This is a genomic window from Streptomyces flavofungini, assembly GCF_014650815.1.
Lineage (GTDB): Bacteria > Actinomycetota > Actinomycetes > Streptomycetales > Streptomycetaceae > Streptomyces > Streptomyces flavofungini.
On record NZ_BMVR01000017.1, the window covers coordinates 94702 to 110266 of the forward strand.

At 70.6% G+C, this 15565-nt stretch carries 14 protein-coding genes; 8 read left to right on the top strand and 6 right to left on the bottom strand.

Features of this window, described 5'->3' with window-relative positions; all coding sequences use genetic code 11:
* Positions 1-325 precede the first annotated feature (325 nt).
* Positions 326-706 carry a VOC family protein gene (locus IE274_RS33565; protein WP_190119718.1) on the top strand — a complete coding sequence of 127 codons (381 nt, stop codon included), beginning with the start codon at positions 326-328 and terminating at the stop codon, positions 704-706.
* 331 nt (positions 707-1037) lie between these two features.
* Here the strand turns inward: IE274_RS33565 and IE274_RS33570 are convergent, their stop codons facing one another.
* Positions 1038-2009, bottom strand: a complete 972-nt coding sequence (locus IE274_RS33570; RefSeq protein ID WP_190119719.1) for a helix-turn-helix transcriptional regulator — start codon at positions 2007-2009, stop codon at positions 1038-1040.
* A gap of 65 nt (positions 2010-2074) precedes the next feature.
* Here IE274_RS33570 and IE274_RS33575 point away from each other — a divergent pair, with 65 nt between their 5' ends.
* Positions 2075-2551 carry a hypothetical protein gene (locus tag IE274_RS33575; protein ID WP_190119720.1) on the top strand — a complete coding sequence of 159 codons (477 nt, stop codon included), beginning with the start codon at positions 2075-2077 and terminating at the stop codon, positions 2549-2551.
* A gap of 152 nt (positions 2552-2703) precedes the next feature.
* Here IE274_RS33575 and IE274_RS33580 read toward each other — a convergent pair whose 3' ends face one another.
* Positions 2704-6702, bottom strand: a complete 3999-nt coding sequence (locus IE274_RS33580; protein WP_190119721.1) for an nSTAND1 domain-containing NTPase — start codon at positions 6700-6702, stop codon at positions 2704-2706.
* A 286-nt stretch (positions 6703-6988) separates the two neighbouring features.
* Here IE274_RS33580 and IE274_RS33585 point away from each other — a divergent pair, with 286 nt between their 5' ends.
* From IE274_RS33585 to IE274_RS33595, 3 genes are all read left to right on the top strand, one after another.
* A complete protein-coding gene (locus IE274_RS33585; protein WP_190119722.1) occupies positions 6989-7492 on the top strand; it encodes a hypothetical protein in 504 nt (167 codons plus the stop codon).
* A gap of 302 nt (positions 7493-7794) precedes the next feature.
* Positions 7795-8787: an NADP-dependent oxidoreductase gene (locus tag IE274_RS33590; RefSeq protein WP_229909977.1), complete on the top strand. Its 993-nt coding sequence runs from the start codon at positions 7795-7797 to the stop codon at positions 8785-8787.
* Between the two features lie 148 nt (positions 8788-8935).
* A complete protein-coding gene (locus IE274_RS33595; RefSeq protein ID WP_307822171.1) occupies positions 8936-9706 on the top strand; it encodes an alpha/beta fold hydrolase in 771 nt (256 codons plus the stop codon).
* A gap of 113 nt (positions 9707-9819) precedes the next feature.
* On the opposite strand, the gene IE274_RS33600 is transcribed toward IE274_RS33595, so the two are convergent.
* Together IE274_RS33600 and IE274_RS33605 are read right to left on the bottom strand one after the other, a co-directional pair.
* Entirely contained in the window at positions 9820-10626 is an 807-nt protein-coding gene (locus IE274_RS33600) for an alpha/beta fold hydrolase (RefSeq protein ID WP_229909978.1), read from the bottom strand.
* A gap of 178 nt (positions 10627-10804) precedes the next feature.
* Positions 10805-11347, bottom strand: coding sequence for a TetR/AcrR family transcriptional regulator (locus tag IE274_RS33605; RefSeq protein WP_190119724.1), 543 nt, complete (start codon positions 11345-11347; stop codon positions 10805-10807).
* Positions 11348-11423: 76 nt separating this feature from the next.
* On the opposite strand from IE274_RS33605, the gene IE274_RS33610 reads away from it, so the two are divergent.
* Together IE274_RS33610 and IE274_RS33615 are read left to right on the top strand one after the other, a co-directional pair.
* Positions 11424-12752 carry a flavin monoamine oxidase family protein gene (locus IE274_RS33610; RefSeq protein WP_190119725.1) on the top strand — a complete coding sequence of 443 codons (1329 nt, stop codon included), beginning with the start codon at positions 11424-11426 and terminating at the stop codon, positions 12750-12752.
* A 140-nt stretch (positions 12753-12892) separates the two neighbouring features.
* Entirely contained in the window at positions 12893-13327 is a 435-nt protein-coding gene (locus IE274_RS33615) for a peptidoglycan-binding domain-containing protein (RefSeq protein WP_190119726.1), read from the top strand.
* 221 nt (positions 13328-13548) lie between these two features.
* Here IE274_RS33615 and IE274_RS33620 read toward each other — a convergent pair whose 3' ends face one another.
* Both IE274_RS33620 and IE274_RS33625 read right to left on the bottom strand, forming a co-directional pair.
* Complete coding sequence (locus tag IE274_RS33620) at positions 13549-13959, bottom strand: VOC family protein (RefSeq protein ID WP_190119727.1); 411 nt, start codon at positions 13957-13959, stop codon at positions 13549-13551.
* A gap of 222 nt (positions 13960-14181) precedes the next feature.
* Entirely contained in the window at positions 14182-14760 is a 579-nt protein-coding gene (locus IE274_RS33625; RefSeq protein ID WP_190119728.1) for a sigma factor-like helix-turn-helix DNA-binding protein, read from the bottom strand.
* A gap of 188 nt (positions 14761-14948) precedes the next feature.
* Here IE274_RS33625 and IE274_RS33630 point away from each other — a divergent pair, with 188 nt between their 5' ends.
* Positions 14949-15422 (top strand): carboxymuconolactone decarboxylase family protein, encoded by a 474-nt coding sequence (locus IE274_RS33630; protein WP_190119729.1) that lies wholly within the window; start codon positions 14949-14951, stop codon positions 15420-15422.
* The last annotated feature ends 143 nt before the right edge of the window (positions 15423-15565 follow it).

The window sequence follows — 15565 nt, forward strand, 5'->3', positions numbered from 1 at the left end:
ACAGTCGCAGGGCGCCTCCGATCGATGCCGAGCGCATCAGGTACTCGCTGGTGGCGGCGCACCGCGACGCGACAACACCGGCCGGACTCCCCGGTGCCCCGGGTCATCGCGAGGCCCGGTCACGCGACCAGCCGCAGCCACGCCGCCACGAGCGCGGCACGACCGGCCGACGTCGGAGGCACGCCGACGTGCACCCTCTCGGTGGAAATCACTCGCCCCCGGCCACCCCGCCCGATACGGTCGCGCGAGTGTCCGCACCGCTGGAAGCCCTGCGACCTGCGCGCGGCCACGCCGACAGCCCCCACGCCGAGAGTAGGTTCCGTACATGGCATGCCGTATCAGTGAGCTCGTGCTCGGTTGCCGCGACGCCGAGGTGCTGGCGCGGTTCTGGTGCGAGGTCCTGGACTTCGTGGTGCTCGACCGCGAGCACGACGGAAGCATCGAGATCGGGCCGCGCGAAGGGTTCGGCGGCGCGCAGCCGACGCTGATCCTCAGTGTCCGGGACGAGCCGGAGCCCGGGAAGTCCCGGTTGCACATCGACGTCAACGCCACTGACCGCGACCAGGACGCCGAGCTGGAACGCCTCCTGAAGCTCGGCGCGCGCCCGGCCGACATCGGCCAGACCGGCGAGGAGCCCTGGCACGTCCTCGTCGACCCCGAAGGGAACGAGTTCTGCCTGCTCAAGGCCCGCATCCCTGAACTCTGACGGCCTGGTCCCGGCGCACCCGGCTTCTCATACCGCCCTGGGCCACTACCAACGCGTCAGAGAACACCTCGCCGAAGAACTCGGCGTCGCCCCCGGAACCTCCTTGCGGAACTCCACCAGCGCATCCTCACCGACGATCCCCAACTCAGCCCGCCGCGACCACCGAACACCGCATCGTCGCCTGCCGCACCAGCACCCAGACCCGCACCTGCACCCGCACCCGCACCGCGTCAACTACCCCTGTCCCCGAGAGTGTTCACGGGGCGCGGCGACGAGCTCGACCAACTCACCAAAGCCCTGGGCGAGCCGCAAGCCGCGACAGCCACGTGGCTCACCCGTAAAGCGCCGCCAACGCCGCCCCCGTCGCGGCCATCCGCTTCCGCAGCTCCGGCGGCCGCACCACCTCAACCTGCGCGCCCAGCCTCAGCAGTTCACCCTCCGCATGGGTGAGGCTCTCGATCGGGATGAGGGCGCGCCGCCAGCCGCCAGGCTGCTCCTCCTCTCCCGCGTCCACGGCGTCGACGACCGCCGGTATGCCGAGTTCCCGCAGCCGCTCGGCACCGGCGGGGGAGATGCGGATCTCCGCCCGCCCCTGCCACAGCGATTCCTGCAACTGCCCCGTGTGTTCCCGCCAGTAGGAGGCCAGGTCGAAGTCCGCGGGCGGCGTGAACTCCTCGTTGAGAGGCCGCAGCTCCAGGATCTGGCTGACCCGGTAGGTGCGGGGCGCGTCGGCATCGGCGCGCGCGACCACGTACCAGGAACCTGCCTTGAGCACGATCCCGTACGGCTCGAGCCGTCGCTCCACGACCCGCGGGGCGTACCACCGCCGGTAGCGGACCTGGACCGCCCGCCGCTGCCAGACCGCCGCCGCGACCGCGGGCAGATGCGGGACGTCGTCGGCCTCCCGGTACCAACCGGGCGCGTCGAGGTGGAACCGCTCGCGGATGCCGCGCGCCTGCCGCCGCAGCTCGACCGGCAGGGCGGCCGCGAGTTTCAGTTCGGCCGCAGCGAGGACCGAGCCGAGTCCCAGCTCGGCCGCGGGTCCGGGCAGCGCGGCCAGGAACAGCGCCTCGGCCTCACCGGCGGTGAGCCCGGTCAGGCGGGTGCGGTAGCCGTCGAGGAGCGTGTACCCGCCGTCGTGGCCCGCCTCCCCGCAGACCGGAACACCGGCCGCCACCAGCGACTCCACGTCCCGGTAGACCGTACGGACGGACACCTCAAGCTCTGCCGCGAGGGCGGCGGCGGTCATCCGGCCGCGGTTCTGCAGCAGCAGGAGGAGCGAGACAAGTCGGCTGGCGCGCATGCTCAGAAAATCTAGCCGTATCCACTGACACTGGCTGTCAGTGGATATGTCCTAGCCTCCCCGACATGGACAACAGCACTGGATTCGCCTTCCTGACCGGCACTTATGACGTCGTCAACCGTTGGCGCAAGGACTTCCTCGACCCCACCGAGGGCGAGGACCGCTGGGAGGAGTTCCCGGGCCTCACCCGCGCCTCCGTGCACTTCGACGGGCGCGCCAGTTTCGACGAGATCGACTTCCCTACCAAGGGCTTCGCCGGGCTGACCCTGCGCCTGTACGACCCCGCGGCCGACGCTTGGTCCCTGTACTGGTCGAGCAAGCGCACCGGCACGCTGTTCCCGCCGGTGACCGGCCGTTTCGAGCCGGACGGCACCGGCGTCTTCCACGGCGACGACGAGCACGACGGCCGTAAGGTGAAGGTCCGCTTCATCTGGTCGGGGATCACCGGGACGAGCGCCCACTGGGAGCAGGCGTTCTCCGCGGACGGGGGAGAGACCTGGCTCACCAACTGGCACATGCACATCACCCGTTGGGCAACCTGACCCGGCGCCCTCAGGCAGTCACCGACCTGTGGCCGTCCGTCGGGCCGCGCCACGGCTGAGAAGCCTCTCTTGAACCTGGGACGGGGGGGGAGGGGAACGCAGCGGTCGGTCGGGCGGCATGCCCACCCCCGGTCGGCACGTGGCGCGACCGGTCAGCACGTGGCGCGATAGGAGAGATCCGGCAGATACGTCCGCCAGTCCCGCCGCGACAGCCCCGACCCCGTCCGTTCGCACACAGCGGCCATCAGACGCGCGGGGTCGAGTGCGTACTTCTGCAGGGGCACATGGGAGCCACCCGCGAACAGCGTCTTGCCGTCGGCGCTGAAGGCCAGGGACGTGATCGCGTCGCCGGGCGCGGGCAGGGGCGAGCCCAACGGCTGGCTGGAGGGGACGTCCCACAGCTGGATGGCCCCGGAGTGGGTGGCGACGGCGAGCGTGGTGTTGTCGTGGGAGAAGGCGAGCGCGGTGACCCAGTCGTCGTCGGCGGCGGGCGCGGTGGCGGAGTCCGCGGCGGTCAGCACGGCGCGGCGTGCGCGTCCGGCGCCGTCCCAGATGGTCACCCGGCCGTAGGCGTCGCCCGCGGCCAGGTACTGCCCGCCAGGGCTGAACGCCAGCTCGCTGGTGAGGGTGCCGCTCAGCGAGGTGGCCACGGTCTTGCCCGAGCGGGTGTCGGAGATGGCTCTCCAGGAGGCGACCCTGGCCGAGTCCTGGCGCACCGCGAGCCCTCCGGAGATCCCCTTCAGGGTCCTGACCTTCCTGGGCCGGCCACCGGAGCGCAGGTCCCACACCGCGGTGGTGTCGCGCATCGTGCTGCGGGCCACGAACAGGCGGGAGCCGTCGGCGCTGAGCACGATGCCGTCCAGCCCGCTCCCCTCCATCGCGTCCCCGCCCACGTCGACCACCGCGTGCTCACGCCCGCCCCGGACGTCCCAGACCCTGACCCGGTCCTGTTCCGGCGCCCGGGCGGCGCCCATCGGCCGAGCCTGCCCGTAGGCGAAGTACCGGCCGTCGGCGCTGAACGTCATGAGGTCGGTGCACTCCTCCGGCTGCTCCGCATCGTCACCGAGCACGCCCGAGCCCACCACCTCCTGCGATACCGTGCCGCCGGAACTGCCGGACCCGGGGCTGTCCTCATCGGCCCTGGGGCAAGGTTCGACGGGCGGCTTGAAGACGGTCCGCCCGCTCCGGGTGTCGATCAGCCGCAGGTCCTTGCCGTCGCCCCGGTGGCGGACGACGGCCTGGGTGCGGCCGTCCGCGGCCAGCTTCCCCGGGGAGAAGTAGTCCGGGCGCCATGCCGCGTCGACCACCGGCCGCACACTCAGCGAGTGCACGACCGTCCTCGTCTCGTTGAAGTAGCGCACGGCTCCTGCGTCCAGGTCGAGCTCGAACCCCCACGTCGCGCTGCCGATGGTGGCCACGCGCAACACCGGCGCGTCCGGCGCCGCCAGCCGCCACATCTCGACCCCGTCCGCCGTGGACGCCACCGCGAACCTGCCGTCCGCGCTGAAGCGGACGTCCTCCATCCCTTTGCTCGCCACCCGCGGTGTCTGGCGGCCGCTGCGCAGGTCCCAGCGGCGGATCTCACGGCCGGTGACGCGTGCCAGGTGCTTGCCGTCCGGGGTGAAGACGAACGAGGCGCCGTCGCAGTCGAACCCCTTCTTGCCCTTGGTCAGCTTCTTGTCCTTGGTCAGCCAGGAGCGGTTGAGCCGGGTGCGCTTGGCGATGTCCCAGAGCTCCAGCGGGCCCTTCTCCCCGCACCGGGCCAGCCAGCGATTGTCCGCGCTCAGCGCCAGACTCTCCGGAACGTCCGGGTGCCGCCGTTTCATGGTCAGCAGGGCCCGGCCACTGCGTACGTCGAAGAGCTTGCTGTACGAATCATCCGCAGGGTCCGAGCCTTCTGACACGCCTGACTCGCCCGAGCTCTCCCACGTATCTGACTCGCCCGGGTCCGCCGGCGGACCGGAGCCGTCCGAACCCTCCAACGGATCCGAGCCGCCCGAGCTCTCCGCCGTGCCCGCGCCGTCGACGCTCCACACCTGGAGTGCCACCCGCCTGCCGTCGGGCGAAAAGACAACGCTCTCCGGCTCGGCCGCGGGCAAGCGGCTGATCTCTCGTCCGGCACGGACGTCCCACATCAGCGTGTAGTCCGTCCGGTCCACGGCCAGCACCCGGCCGTCCGGACTGACCTTCACGTCCGCACCGTCCGCGACCCGCTTCCCGAGCCCAGGATACGAACGCGCTCGCGGCCGCAACTTCCGCATGTCCCACGTACGCACGCGCTGCGCGCCCACCGCCACCAGCGTCCGCCCGTCGGCGGTCAACTCGGTCGCCACAGCCTCCGACGCGGCGCCCGGACGGGAGAAGGACGACACCTCGCGCTGCGCCATGGCGCCGAGCAGCGCCGAGCGCGTCTCGGTGGACTCCGCGAGCCGCCAGGCGGCGACACTCAACCGCATCGCGGTGACCGGATCATGATCACGCATGCTCGCGGCGGCCGCCGCGATACGACGGGCCTCCGCCTCTACCTGCCGACGCTCACTCGTACGACTCTCCCGCCACGCCAGCGCGCCCGCCACCACCGACAGGACCACCAGCACCGCCAGCGCACCCGACAGGACACGACGACGGCGCCGCGCCCGCGTACGAGCCCGCCGACTCGCCGTGAGAAAGGACAGCTCAAGCCCCGTCAGATCCGCACACCCGCCACCCTCGGCGGTGAAGTGCTCCACCGCCGTGGTCAGTCGCGCGCCCCGGTACAACGCGCCCCCGTCGTGCTTCAGTTCCTCCCAGGTGCGCGCCGCCTCCGTCAGATGGCGGTGGGCGCGCAGCCGGTCGCGGTGGGCGTCCACCCAGGAGCCGAGCCGGGGCCAGGAAGTGATGAGCGCCTCGTGGGCGAGGTCCACGGTGTCGTCGTCGAGGGTGATGAGCCGGGCCCGGGCCAACAGGTCCACCACGGCGTCGACCTCATCGCGCTCGCCGAAGTCGAGCTCCGCTCGCCGGATCGGACGCCGGGTGTCCTGCGCGCCCTCGCCCGGGGCGATCAGCCGGAGCAGGATCAGCCGTGCCAACTCCCTGCGGCTGTCCGAGAGCCGCGCGTGCACGTCCTCGGCGGTGCGGGCGATGGCACCGTGCACGCCGCCCGTGTCCTCGTACCCCTGCAAGGTCAGCGTCCGGCCACGCCTCCGCCGCCAGGTCTCCCGCAGCGCGTGGGAGAGCAGCGGCAGCGCCCCCGGCTCACCGTCGGCCTCTTGCACCAGCCGGGCGGTCAACTCACGCTCGACAATCAGCCCTGAGACCTGCGCGGGCTTCACCACCGCCTGCCGCAGCTCGCCCGGCGACATCGCCGTGACCAGAAGACTGGCGTCGGACAACACGTCCGCCAGGACCCGGTGTTCGGCGCAGCGACCGTAGAAGTCCGCCCGCACACCGAGTACGACCCGCAGCCGACTGTCGGGACCCCGTGCCTCCAGGAGCCGGTCGATGAAGTCGGCCCGTTCCTGCGGATCCCGGCAGAGCGTGAACACCTCCTCGAACTGATCGATGATCAGCCAGGTGTCACCGTCCCCCGTGGCGGGCGTGAACACTGCTGTGTGCGTACGCAAAGGGTGCTCGCCCGGCGTGAGAATCCGAATCGCCGCAGGCCGCGCCATGCCATCGTCCGCGCGCCGCAGCCGGGGTATGAGTCCCGCTCGCAGCAGGGACGATTTACCACCCCCGGAAGGACCGAAGACCACCGTGAAGCGGCCCTCGCGCACACGCCGGACCAGGTCCTCCGTCAGCCGCTCCCGCCCGAAGAACAACTCCTCGTCATCGGGCTCAAAGCGCGTAAGACCCCGGTACGGCGACTCCCCGGGGCTGCCCGCACCCTCGTCCAGTGGCTCCTCGGCCTGCTCCCGCTCCGCGTCACGCCAGCGCCGCTCCCACTCCTGCGGATCGGCCCCGCAGGCCTCCGCGTACGTGCGCACCACCGCCAGCGACGGCAGTTTGTCCCCCGCCGCCGCCTGCGACAGCGCCGTCACCGAGTAACCCGCCCGCTGGGCCATCACCCGATACGAAGGCGCCCCCGCCTCCTGCCGCATCTTCCGCAACTCCACCGCGAACCGGGCCACCGGCCCGTCCGTCGGATCGAGCGGCTTCTCCCGACGCCCCACCCCGCGCCCCCCATATGCCGTTGATCGATCGCGCCAAACCTACGAGGAGCCGCCCCTCCCGGCAAGGAATGCGGCGGGCCCGCGCGAGGCGCCGGGCGCGACCGGGCCGACCTCGCCGAGATTGTTCACCAGCACCGAAGCGGGGTGCTGAAAAACGCCGCACGCTGTGGACTCTCGTCATCAGCACGGCCACGGCCCGCCTCTGCGCGGGGCGTACCGCGCTGCCGATCCGCGGGTTCCATAGACCTCTCCGCAGGGGTCGGCCCGCGGCAGGGAGGGACGAGAAATGCCTACTTCGACGATTCGGCGCACCCGCTTGCGCACGGCGGTCACGAGCATCGGCGTCACCGGCGTGTTCGCGGGGCTCGCACTCAGCGGCGCGTCATCCGCCGGGGCGTCCAGCGCGGCCCCGGACGAGAAGAGTCCGCGCACCTCGATCGCCGCACCCATCGGCTTCCACGGGGTGTCCGGCAGCAGCAAGGCCAAGATCAGCGGGACGTACCAGTACTGGTACGCGGGCAAGGACACCTCCGGCCGCGCCTTCTACGACGGCAAGTTCTCGGGCGCCACGGCGCAGGACCGTGTGTCGGGTGACGGGTACGAGGCCGTCCTGGCGCTCAAGTACGACGAGTTCACCGGCGGTGGCTGGCGGACCGTCAAGAACCGCGTGGCCGTGGTCAACAGCACCAAGTCGTGGTCGTTCCGGGCCAAGGACAAGGTCGTCGCCTACGCCTGCGACCGCAAGGTCGGCACGAAGAAGCTCCTCAACTGCAGGGCCTGGCGGTTCTGACGGCCCGATACGCGTGGGTCTTTGCCGCACGGGGGGCAGCAAAGATCCATGCGTGCCCCGCGCCCCACTCCTGCCCGGCCGACCGGCGGTGGGGGTGGGGGTGGGGCGGCCGGTGGTGGCGAGCGCGAAGAGGAATGATGCCGTCCGGCGCAGGTACGCCGACACGCACGCCGACACGGTGCGTGGCCAGATCTTGTCGGGACGTGGCCATCACGCCACCACCGGAGGCGTCGCCGACCGGCGAGTCTTACGCGGTGCCCCGGACCGCCGGCCGCACTCCCTCCCGTACAAGGATCGTCTCCATGCCCCAGCCCCAGCCCGCCACCGCCCCCTTGACGATGCGTGCCGTGTCCCAGGACCGGGCCGGAGCCCCCGATGTCCTCAAGGTCGTCGAGACCGTGCGGCCGGAGCCGGGCCGGGGCGAGATCCTGGTCCGCGTACACGCGGCGGGCGTGAACCCCGCCGACTGGAAGACGCGCGCACGAGGCGTGTTCGGCACCGGAGCGACGCCTCCCTTCACCCTGGGCTTCGACGTGGCCGGAGTCGTCGAGGCGGTGGGCGCGGGCGTGACGATCTTCGGGCCCGGCGACGAGGTGTTCGGGATGCCCCGCTTCCCGCACCCGGCAGGCGCGTACGCCGAGTACGTCACGGCACCGGCCCGCCACTTCGCCCCGCGCCCACGCGGCCTCGACGCCGTCCAGGCCGCCGCGCTGCCGCTGGCCTCGCTCACCGCCTGGCAGGCCCTGGTCGACACCGCCCGGCTGCAGGCGGGGGAGCGGGTGCTGGTCCATGCCGCCGCCGGTGGTGTCGGCCACCTGGCCGTGCAGATCGCCAAGGCGCGCGGCGCGTACGTCATCGCCACCGCCAGCACCGCCAAACACGACCTGCTGCGCACGCTCGGCGCCGACGAGGTCATCGACTACCGCACGCAGGACGTCGCCGACACCGTCCGCGACGTGGACGTGGCCCTCGACAGCATCGGCGGACCCAACTGGACACACTCCCTGCGCACCTTGCGCCCGGGCGGCATCCTCGTCTCCCTGGTGCCGCCGGACGACACCTTCCCCGTCCAGCAGGCCGAGGAGGCGGGGGTGCGTGCGGCGTTCATGCTCGTCGAACCCGACCAGCAGGGGCTGCGGGAGATCGGCGCGCTGGTCGAGGACGGCCGCCTGCGGGTGATCGTCGAGGCGGTGCTCCCACTGGAACAGGCCGCGCAGGCGCACACGTTGGGGGAGACCGGCCGCACCACGGGAAAGATCGTCCTGACCGTTGCCCCTGCGCCCGGGCGGCACTGAAACCCGCCTGCTGGCCAGGCGGGTCGGGTGGCTCCTCATCCTGGGTGGGGGCGGCTCGCCGTGAGTGAGTGGCCGATTGTGCCGTGCTGAGGCGGTGCTGGTCGAAATGGACGGGCTGCGGTCAGGGGCGATGCCTAGCATGAGCGGCATGCGTGAGTTCTTCACAGTTGATCAACGTCGGTTGTCGTTTCTGGACTTCGGCGGTTCAGGAGTCCCGATCCTGGCGTTTCACGGGAGTTTCAGCGAGGCGTCGGTGTTCGCCCCGCTGGCCGAGGCGCTGGCACCGCAGTGGCGAGTGCTGGCCCTGGACCAGCGCGGGCACGGCGAATCCGACCGCACCGAGAGCTATGAACGGGCCGATTTCGTCGCTGACATCGAAGCCTTCCACCGCCATCTGGGACTCGGCCCGGTGGCGATTCTCGGCCATTCCCTGGGCGGCGTGAACGCTTATCAGTACGTCGCCCGGCACCCGGACCGGGCCACAGCCCTGATCATCGAGGACGTATGCGCCGTGATGGACGCCGACTGGACGTTCACGACGCAGCTGCCTCGCAAGGCGCCGACCCGCGAGGCGTTGACCTCGGCCATCGGCTGGACGGCGCCCTATTTCGAGTGTTCCATCCGCCAGTTCGACGACGGCTGGGACTACTCGTTCGGTATCGAGGACACGGTGTTGTCCCAGAAGGCCCTCAACGGCGACCACTGGAGCGACTGGGAGTCGGTGACGTGCCCGACCCTGCTGATCCGGGGAACGGACAGCGAGGTGCTGGCGCCGGATCATGCCCGGGAGATGGTCGCGCGCCGGGCTGGTCAGGCTCAGCTGGTCGAACTCCCGGCCGGGCACGTCGTGCATCACGACGTCCCCGACGAGTTCGCCGCCGCTGTGCGTACCTTCCTGTCTCAACTTCCCACGGTGTAGCGGACGCTGGTGGGAAGCAGGGGGGGCGGGGGAGGAGCCCTGCGGGCCGTGGCGGCGGATGACACGCTTCCCTCCAGCAGGCCGAGTGACAACAACCGCATCCCAGGGCCCCTTTATGACCGGGCGCTCACCGAGTGCTGGTCCGTCGCGACCGGACTGATCGAGGCCTGGAGGAAGGCGGTTACTGCCGAGGCGAAGAGGTGTGGAACGTCGTGGTGCACGACGTGACCGGCTGGCAGCTCGACACGGCGGATACTGCCGGACCGGCGGACGACCATGTCTTGGGCGTGACCGACCGTCAATTCGTCGCTGTGGGTTCCATGGATCAGCAGCGTGGGGCAGGTCACGGATATCCAGTCGTTCCAGTGATCACCGTTGAGCGCCTTTTGGGACGCCACCGTGTCAGCGATGTCGAAGGAGAACCCCCAGCCCTGCTCCGTCCGACGGAAGGAACACTCCACATAGGGTGCCGCCGCACCCAGGGCCGCTGCCAGCGCCTCCCGGGACGGCGTGACGCCCGGGAGGCGTGTGGTGAACGACCAGTCGCAGTCCACGACCGCACCGATGTCCTCGACGATCAGCGCGCTGACCTTGTCCGCGTGGCGGGCCGCGAACTGGTAGGCGTTCACCCCGCCCAGGGAATGGCCGAGGACCGCCACCCGGCTTAGGTCCAGATGCCGGTGAAAGGCCGCCACATCGGCTACGTACTCGTCCCGCTCGTAACGGTGAGCTCGGTCGGACTCCCCATGCCCGCGCTGATCGAGCGCGATCACTCGCCACCCCGGAGCCAGCGCCGCAGCCAACGGAGCAAACGTCAACGCTTCGTTGTAATGCCCGTGCAGCGCCAGCAGCGGCCTACCGGAACCCCCGAAGTCCAGATAGGACAGTCTCCGACCATCCACCGTGAAGAATTTGCGCATGGTGCGGATAGTAGGAGACGGCACTGACATCTCCCGGCCGACCAGCACCCGTCGCAGCCCACAGGATCGGCTGCCCGCGCTCAAGCCGAGCTGCACCCAGGTGATTGGGCGCCTCCCCGAGGCGATCGGTGCGTCCGTGTGCGGTCTCGGGGCCGTGCTGTCCCACCGGCACCATGACCTACCGGGCACCCAGCGGTGCCAGCACCGCGTCCACGACCCGCAACCGCCGCTCGGGCGTCCACTGCTCCGGCGCCTCGAAACCAGCGAGGACCAGGCCGTCGACGAGGACATCGACGACATCCGCGGCGCCGGGGCTACCGGCCAGACGCCGCACCGCCGCGTCCCACCAGCGGTTGAACTCCTCGAGCTCGGCGCGCACGATCGGCTCGGTCCGCGCCCCGAGCACGATCGCCAGCCAGATCCGCTGCGCGTCGGGGCCCGCACCGAGGACCGCCCACTCCACCAGCGCGCGCAGGGGACGGTCACTGTCGGCGAGCAGCTCGGTGATCTGGGCCTGCCGGGTCTCGATCTCGTGGCGTACGGCGATCCGGATCAGTTCGTCCCGGCCGCTGACGTAGTGCGTGACCTGAGAGGTGGAGGCGCCGACGGCCGAGGCGACGGCCCGGATCGTCGCCTCACGGAAACCGCGCTCGGCGGCGATCTTCAGGACCGCGGCGCCGATGTCGCGGCGGCGGGCTGCGTGGTCGACCTGGCGGGGCATCCGGCCACTGTTGCACGCCCCGCACGCTTCATGCAACGCTCGTTGTAAAACAACTGATGCAAAAACAGGGGTGGTTATGCCTGATGCCATCGTGGTCGGCGCCGGCTACGCGGGGCTGTGCGCCGCACGCCGACTCCGCACGGCCGGGCTCGACGTCGTCGTACTGGAAGCAGGCGACCGCGTCGGCGGCCGGACCTGCACCGCACGCCTTTCCGGAGGCTGGGCCGTCGACCTCGGCGGCCAATGGATCGCCCCCGCCCATACCCGGTTCACCGAACTCGCCCGATCCTACGACGCGGCGACCTTCACCGGCCACGCGCAGGGCGACCACCTGCTGCTGTCCACGACCTCCCGCCGCCGCTTCACCGGAGAACTCCCTCCGCTGCCCCCGCACGCGACCGCGGTCCTGGCCCTGGCGCTCTGGAAACTGGACCGCCTCGCCAGCCGCACGCTCACCACCACCCAGGCACAGCACCTCGACTCGATCACCGTCGCCACCTGGCTGCGATGTCGGCTGCCCGTGCCGCAGGCCCGCCGTCTGGCCGAAGCGGTCTTGGGCGCGGAACTGTCCGTCGACGTGGCAAGCGTGTCCATGCTCGCCCTGATCACCGCCATCCGCAGCGCCGACGGAGTCGGGGGCGGCGTGGCGGCCGAGACCACAGCCGCCCTCTTCACGCACGGAGCGGACGGCCCCGCCCAGTCCATCGCAGCCGAACTCGGCGACGCCGTACGACTGAACACACCGGTGACCTCCATCCAGGACACCGGCAACGCGGTACGCGTCGCCGACGTACAGGCCGCCCGAGTGATCGTCACGATCCCACCGCCCCTGGCGGGGCGCATCCACTACGACCCACCCATGCCCGCAGCCCGCGACCAGCTGACCCAACGCATGCCCATGGGCGCAGCGCTCAAGGCGTTCGCCGTGTACGACACCCCTTTCTGGCGGGCCCAGGGACTCTCGGGCCAAGCACTCGACCTCGACGGCCCGATGACCTTCGACGCCTCACGCCCGGGCGGCCCCGGCCTGCTGTGCACACTCGCCACCGGGCCCGCGGCCCGGCGACTGACCCGACTGGACGCGCCCGAACGCAGGGCCACGATCATCCGATCCCTCATACGCGCATACGGTCCGCGCGCGGCCCGTCCCCTCGACTGGCGGGAGAAGAACTGGGCCGACGACCCGTACTGCCGAGGCGGATACAACGCCTACTTCCCACCCGGAGTCCTCACCAGCGTCGGCTCCGCACTGCGTACCCCTGTGGGACGCATCCACTGGGCCGGCAGCGAAACCGCCACCCAGTGGGCCGGCTACATCGAGGGCGCGATCCGCTCAGGCGAACGAGCCGCCGACGAAGTCCTGCGGACCGAGGCGAAGTTCACCGAACCGGCAGTGCCGAGCTGACCCGCCGGGCCCCTCTTTTTGTTTCCCGCACAGAATCGGGCTGTAGAACAACTCCCGCCCTGCTGGAGTCGACGGCGAACCGAACGGCACGCCCCAGGTCCGGGGCCGGCCGACCACGACTCGCACCCACGGGGGCACACATGTCCATCGCTGTAGGTATCCGACGCTTCGCCGCAGCCGGCGTCGGCTCGGCACTCCTCACATCAGGGCTCCTGGCCATGAGCACCGGCCCGGCCCACGCCGCCACCCCGATCTGCACCAAGACCGTGACGAAGTCGTACGGCGGCTTCTCAGGGCCCGTTGCCGCGGCATCCAACGGCTCCCTGAACTGCCAGCTGGGCCCGGGCAACCGCGGCTCCGCGGTCAAGGCGCTCCAGAACTCCCTGTGGCGCTGCAGCACGGCGAACCCCGGCACCATCGACGGCATCTACGGCCGCGACACCAAGGCAGCTGTCGCCAAGCTCCAGCGGGCCAAGGGCGTGTCACCCGTCGACGGCCTGTACGGCCCGAAGACCCGGAAGGTCTTCTACTGGCTCATCAAGGGCCCGCAGGGCGCCGTCTGCTCCAAGTTCTGATCCCGCAGCGTCCCCATCCCGATCAGTAAGTCCCCATCCCCAATCAGTAAACGGAGGCCGGGTGGCCCGGCAGGACACTGCTCCTGCCGGGCCACCCGGCGCTGTCGTGCGCTTGACTCCACTGCCCGATGCGGCGGAGACCGCCGTCCGGCTCGACGGGCAGGGCGGGCCGCGATCGTCATCTGACTCCGCGACACCGTCCAAGAGCTGTCAGAAGGGCCCTAGTCGCGCTCGGGCCAGACGGGGCCCTGGTCGGTCCAGATGACGCCCTTGTTGCGGCAGAGACAGAAGGGGTGGCCGATGGGGTCGGTGTAGACGCGGAAGCCGTAGCCGTCGGGGTCGGTGGAGTCCCGCTGCAGGGTCGCGCCGAGGGCCAGGACGCGGCTCTGTTCGGCCTCGATGTCGTCGACTTCGAAGTCGAGGTGGAACTGCTTGGGGTGCTCGCTGTCGGGCCACTGCGGGGCGCGGTAGTCCTCCACCTGGATGAAGGCCAGCTCGATCTCACCGAACTGGATACCGGCCCAGTGCTCGTTACTGCCCGCCTTGACCGGGCGACCCGTCACCTCGGAGTAGAAGGCCGCCAGTTTCATTGTGTCCGGGCAGTCGATGATGAAGTCGGTGAGTCGCAGCATCCCGCGATCTTGCCACAAGACGAAATACGCCGGACTCCGAGGCAAGCGCTAGGGGCCTTCTGACGGATCTCCGTGAAGGGGGGAGCGGCGTTCGGCGTGTGCGATCCGCGTGTGCAGCCGGGGTACCCCCACGCCCGTTCAGGGCAGTGGGGGCAGTCATGTGGCGGCTTCGATGTCTTTGGCCTCCCAGGCCCGCTTGACGTCCTTGGCGATGTCGGCGCGCTAAGTCGACCGGGTCGTGGGGCCGTAGGAGGTGCGAATGCGGCGGCGGGCAGAGGCGGCGAACTGGCGGCAGGCGGCGGGAGTGCGGCCGACGATGTCGGCGATTTCCGCATAGGGGTACTGGAAGACGTCGTGGAGCATGAACGCGACACGTTCGGCCGGGGGCATCGATTCGAGCACGACGAGGAAGGACATGGTGATCGACTCGCTCAGGGTGACGCGGTCGGCCGGGTCGGCGCTGCGGCTCGATAACCGCCCACCGGTCCCGTCGGCGTGGCCGGGTATCGGCTCAGGGATGCATTCGTCGTAACGCTCGCGCCGAGCCTTGGCCGCGCCCGGCGCGTCGGGGCACATGAGGTCGGCGCCCTTCGTCAGCCAGGCGCCAGGGGGATCGACGGCCTGCTGTTGTGCGGGGGACATGGCGTACCAACGGGCGTACGTCTCGTGAGCCACATCCTCCGCGTCCGCCAGCGAGCTGAGGAGCCGGTACGCCAGGCCGATCAGCTGACACCGCTCACTCATGATCACGCTCAGGCCTGGATCGACTGGGCTGTTCACCGGCTCGGACCGCACGTTCATGGTTCCTCTGCCTCCCTTGCCTGAGGTGCTGTCACGAGTACGACGAGACGGCCCTGCGGAATGTGACCTTGCTCGTCGGCCTCACATTCCGCAGGCCTGTCTCGTCGGCCGTGCAGGGACGCACGCGATCCCGCGAACAGCTGCCGCCTCCCCACGGGGGAGGGGCCAAGCACGAAGGGGAGATCACTATGAACGCCCGCCTCGACTTCCACAGCAACCCGATCGGCGCCAAGCACGTGAAGTACCTCGCGTCGGCGGGCCAGGCCCTCCTGGCCACCTCGGTGCCGAAGGCCACGATGGAACTGATGGCCCTGCGCATCAGCCAGATCAACGGCTGCGGTTTCTGCGCCGACATGCACACCAAGGACGCCGCCCACGCCGGGGAGACCCCGGTGCGCATCAACCTCGTCGCGACCTGGCGAGAGGCCACCGTCTTCACCGACCCCGAGCGCGCCGCCCTGGAACTGGCCGAACAGGGCACCCGCATCGCGGACGCCGCGGGCGGCGTCAGCGACGAGGTCTGGGCGAACGCCGCCAAGCACTACGACGAGGACCAACTCGTCGCCCTGGTATCGGCCATCACGCTCCTGAACGCCCTCAACCGTTTGAACGTCATCATCCAGCAGCCCGCAGGCGACTACCAGCCCGGCCAGTTCGGGTAGCCGGGGCAGCCCCCCCCGATCACCGCTGACGGACGGGCCGCACCGGACGGGGACAACGATGGCCGGACGCCGAGTCTTCGGCGCCCGGCCATCGGACCAGGACGGAGACCGGCGACCGGCATCCGGGCTGCCGCACCGACCAC

What these genes read in the sequence shown, in the direction of transcription:
- IE274_RS33620 (WP_190119727.1), bottom strand. Translation starts at nt 13,959, where the DNA reads ATGCTGCGACTCACCGACTTCATCATCGACTGCCCGGACACAATGAAA.
- IE274_RS33630 (WP_190119729.1), top strand. Translation starts at nt 14,949, where the DNA reads ATGAACGCCCGCCTCGACTTCCACAGCAACCCGATCGGCGCCAAGCAC.
- IE274_RS33585 (WP_190119722.1), top strand. Translation starts at nt 6,989, where the DNA reads ATGCCTACTTCGACGATTCGGCGCACCCGCTTGCGCACGGCGGTCACG.
- IE274_RS33610 (WP_190119725.1), top strand. Translation starts at nt 11,424, where the DNA reads ATGCCTGATGCCATCGTGGTCGGCGCCGGCTACGCGGGGCTGTGCGCC.
- IE274_RS33590 (WP_229909977.1), top strand. Translation starts at nt 7,795, where the DNA reads ATGCCCCAGCCCCAGCCCGCCACCGCCCCCTTGACGATGCGTGCCGTG.
- IE274_RS33575 (WP_190119720.1), top strand. Translation starts at nt 2,075, where the DNA reads ATGGACAACAGCACTGGATTCGCCTTCCTGACCGGCACTTATGACGTC.
- IE274_RS33570 (WP_190119719.1), bottom strand. Translation starts at nt 2,009, where the DNA reads ATGCGCGCCAGCCGACTTGTCTCGCTCCTCCTGCTGCTGCAGAACCGC.
- IE274_RS33595 (WP_307822171.1), top strand. Translation starts at nt 8,936, where the DNA reads ATGCGTGAGTTCTTCACAGTTGATCAACGTCGGTTGTCGTTTCTGGAC.
- IE274_RS33600 (WP_229909978.1), bottom strand. Translation starts at nt 10,626, where the DNA reads ATGCGCAAATTCTTCACGGTGGATGGTCGGAGACTGTCCTATCTGGAC.
- IE274_RS33625 (WP_190119728.1), bottom strand. Translation starts at nt 14,760, where the DNA reads ATGAACGTGCGGTCCGAGCCGGTGAACAGCCCAGTCGATCCAGGCCTG.
- IE274_RS33565 (WP_190119718.1), top strand. Translation starts at nt 326, where the DNA reads ATGGCATGCCGTATCAGTGAGCTCGTGCTCGGTTGCCGCGACGCCGAG.
- IE274_RS33615 (WP_190119726.1), top strand. Translation starts at nt 12,893, where the DNA reads ATGTCCATCGCTGTAGGTATCCGACGCTTCGCCGCAGCCGGCGTCGGC.
- IE274_RS33605 (WP_190119724.1), bottom strand. Translation starts at nt 11,347, where the DNA reads ATGCCCCGCCAGGTCGACCACGCAGCCCGCCGCCGCGACATCGGCGCC.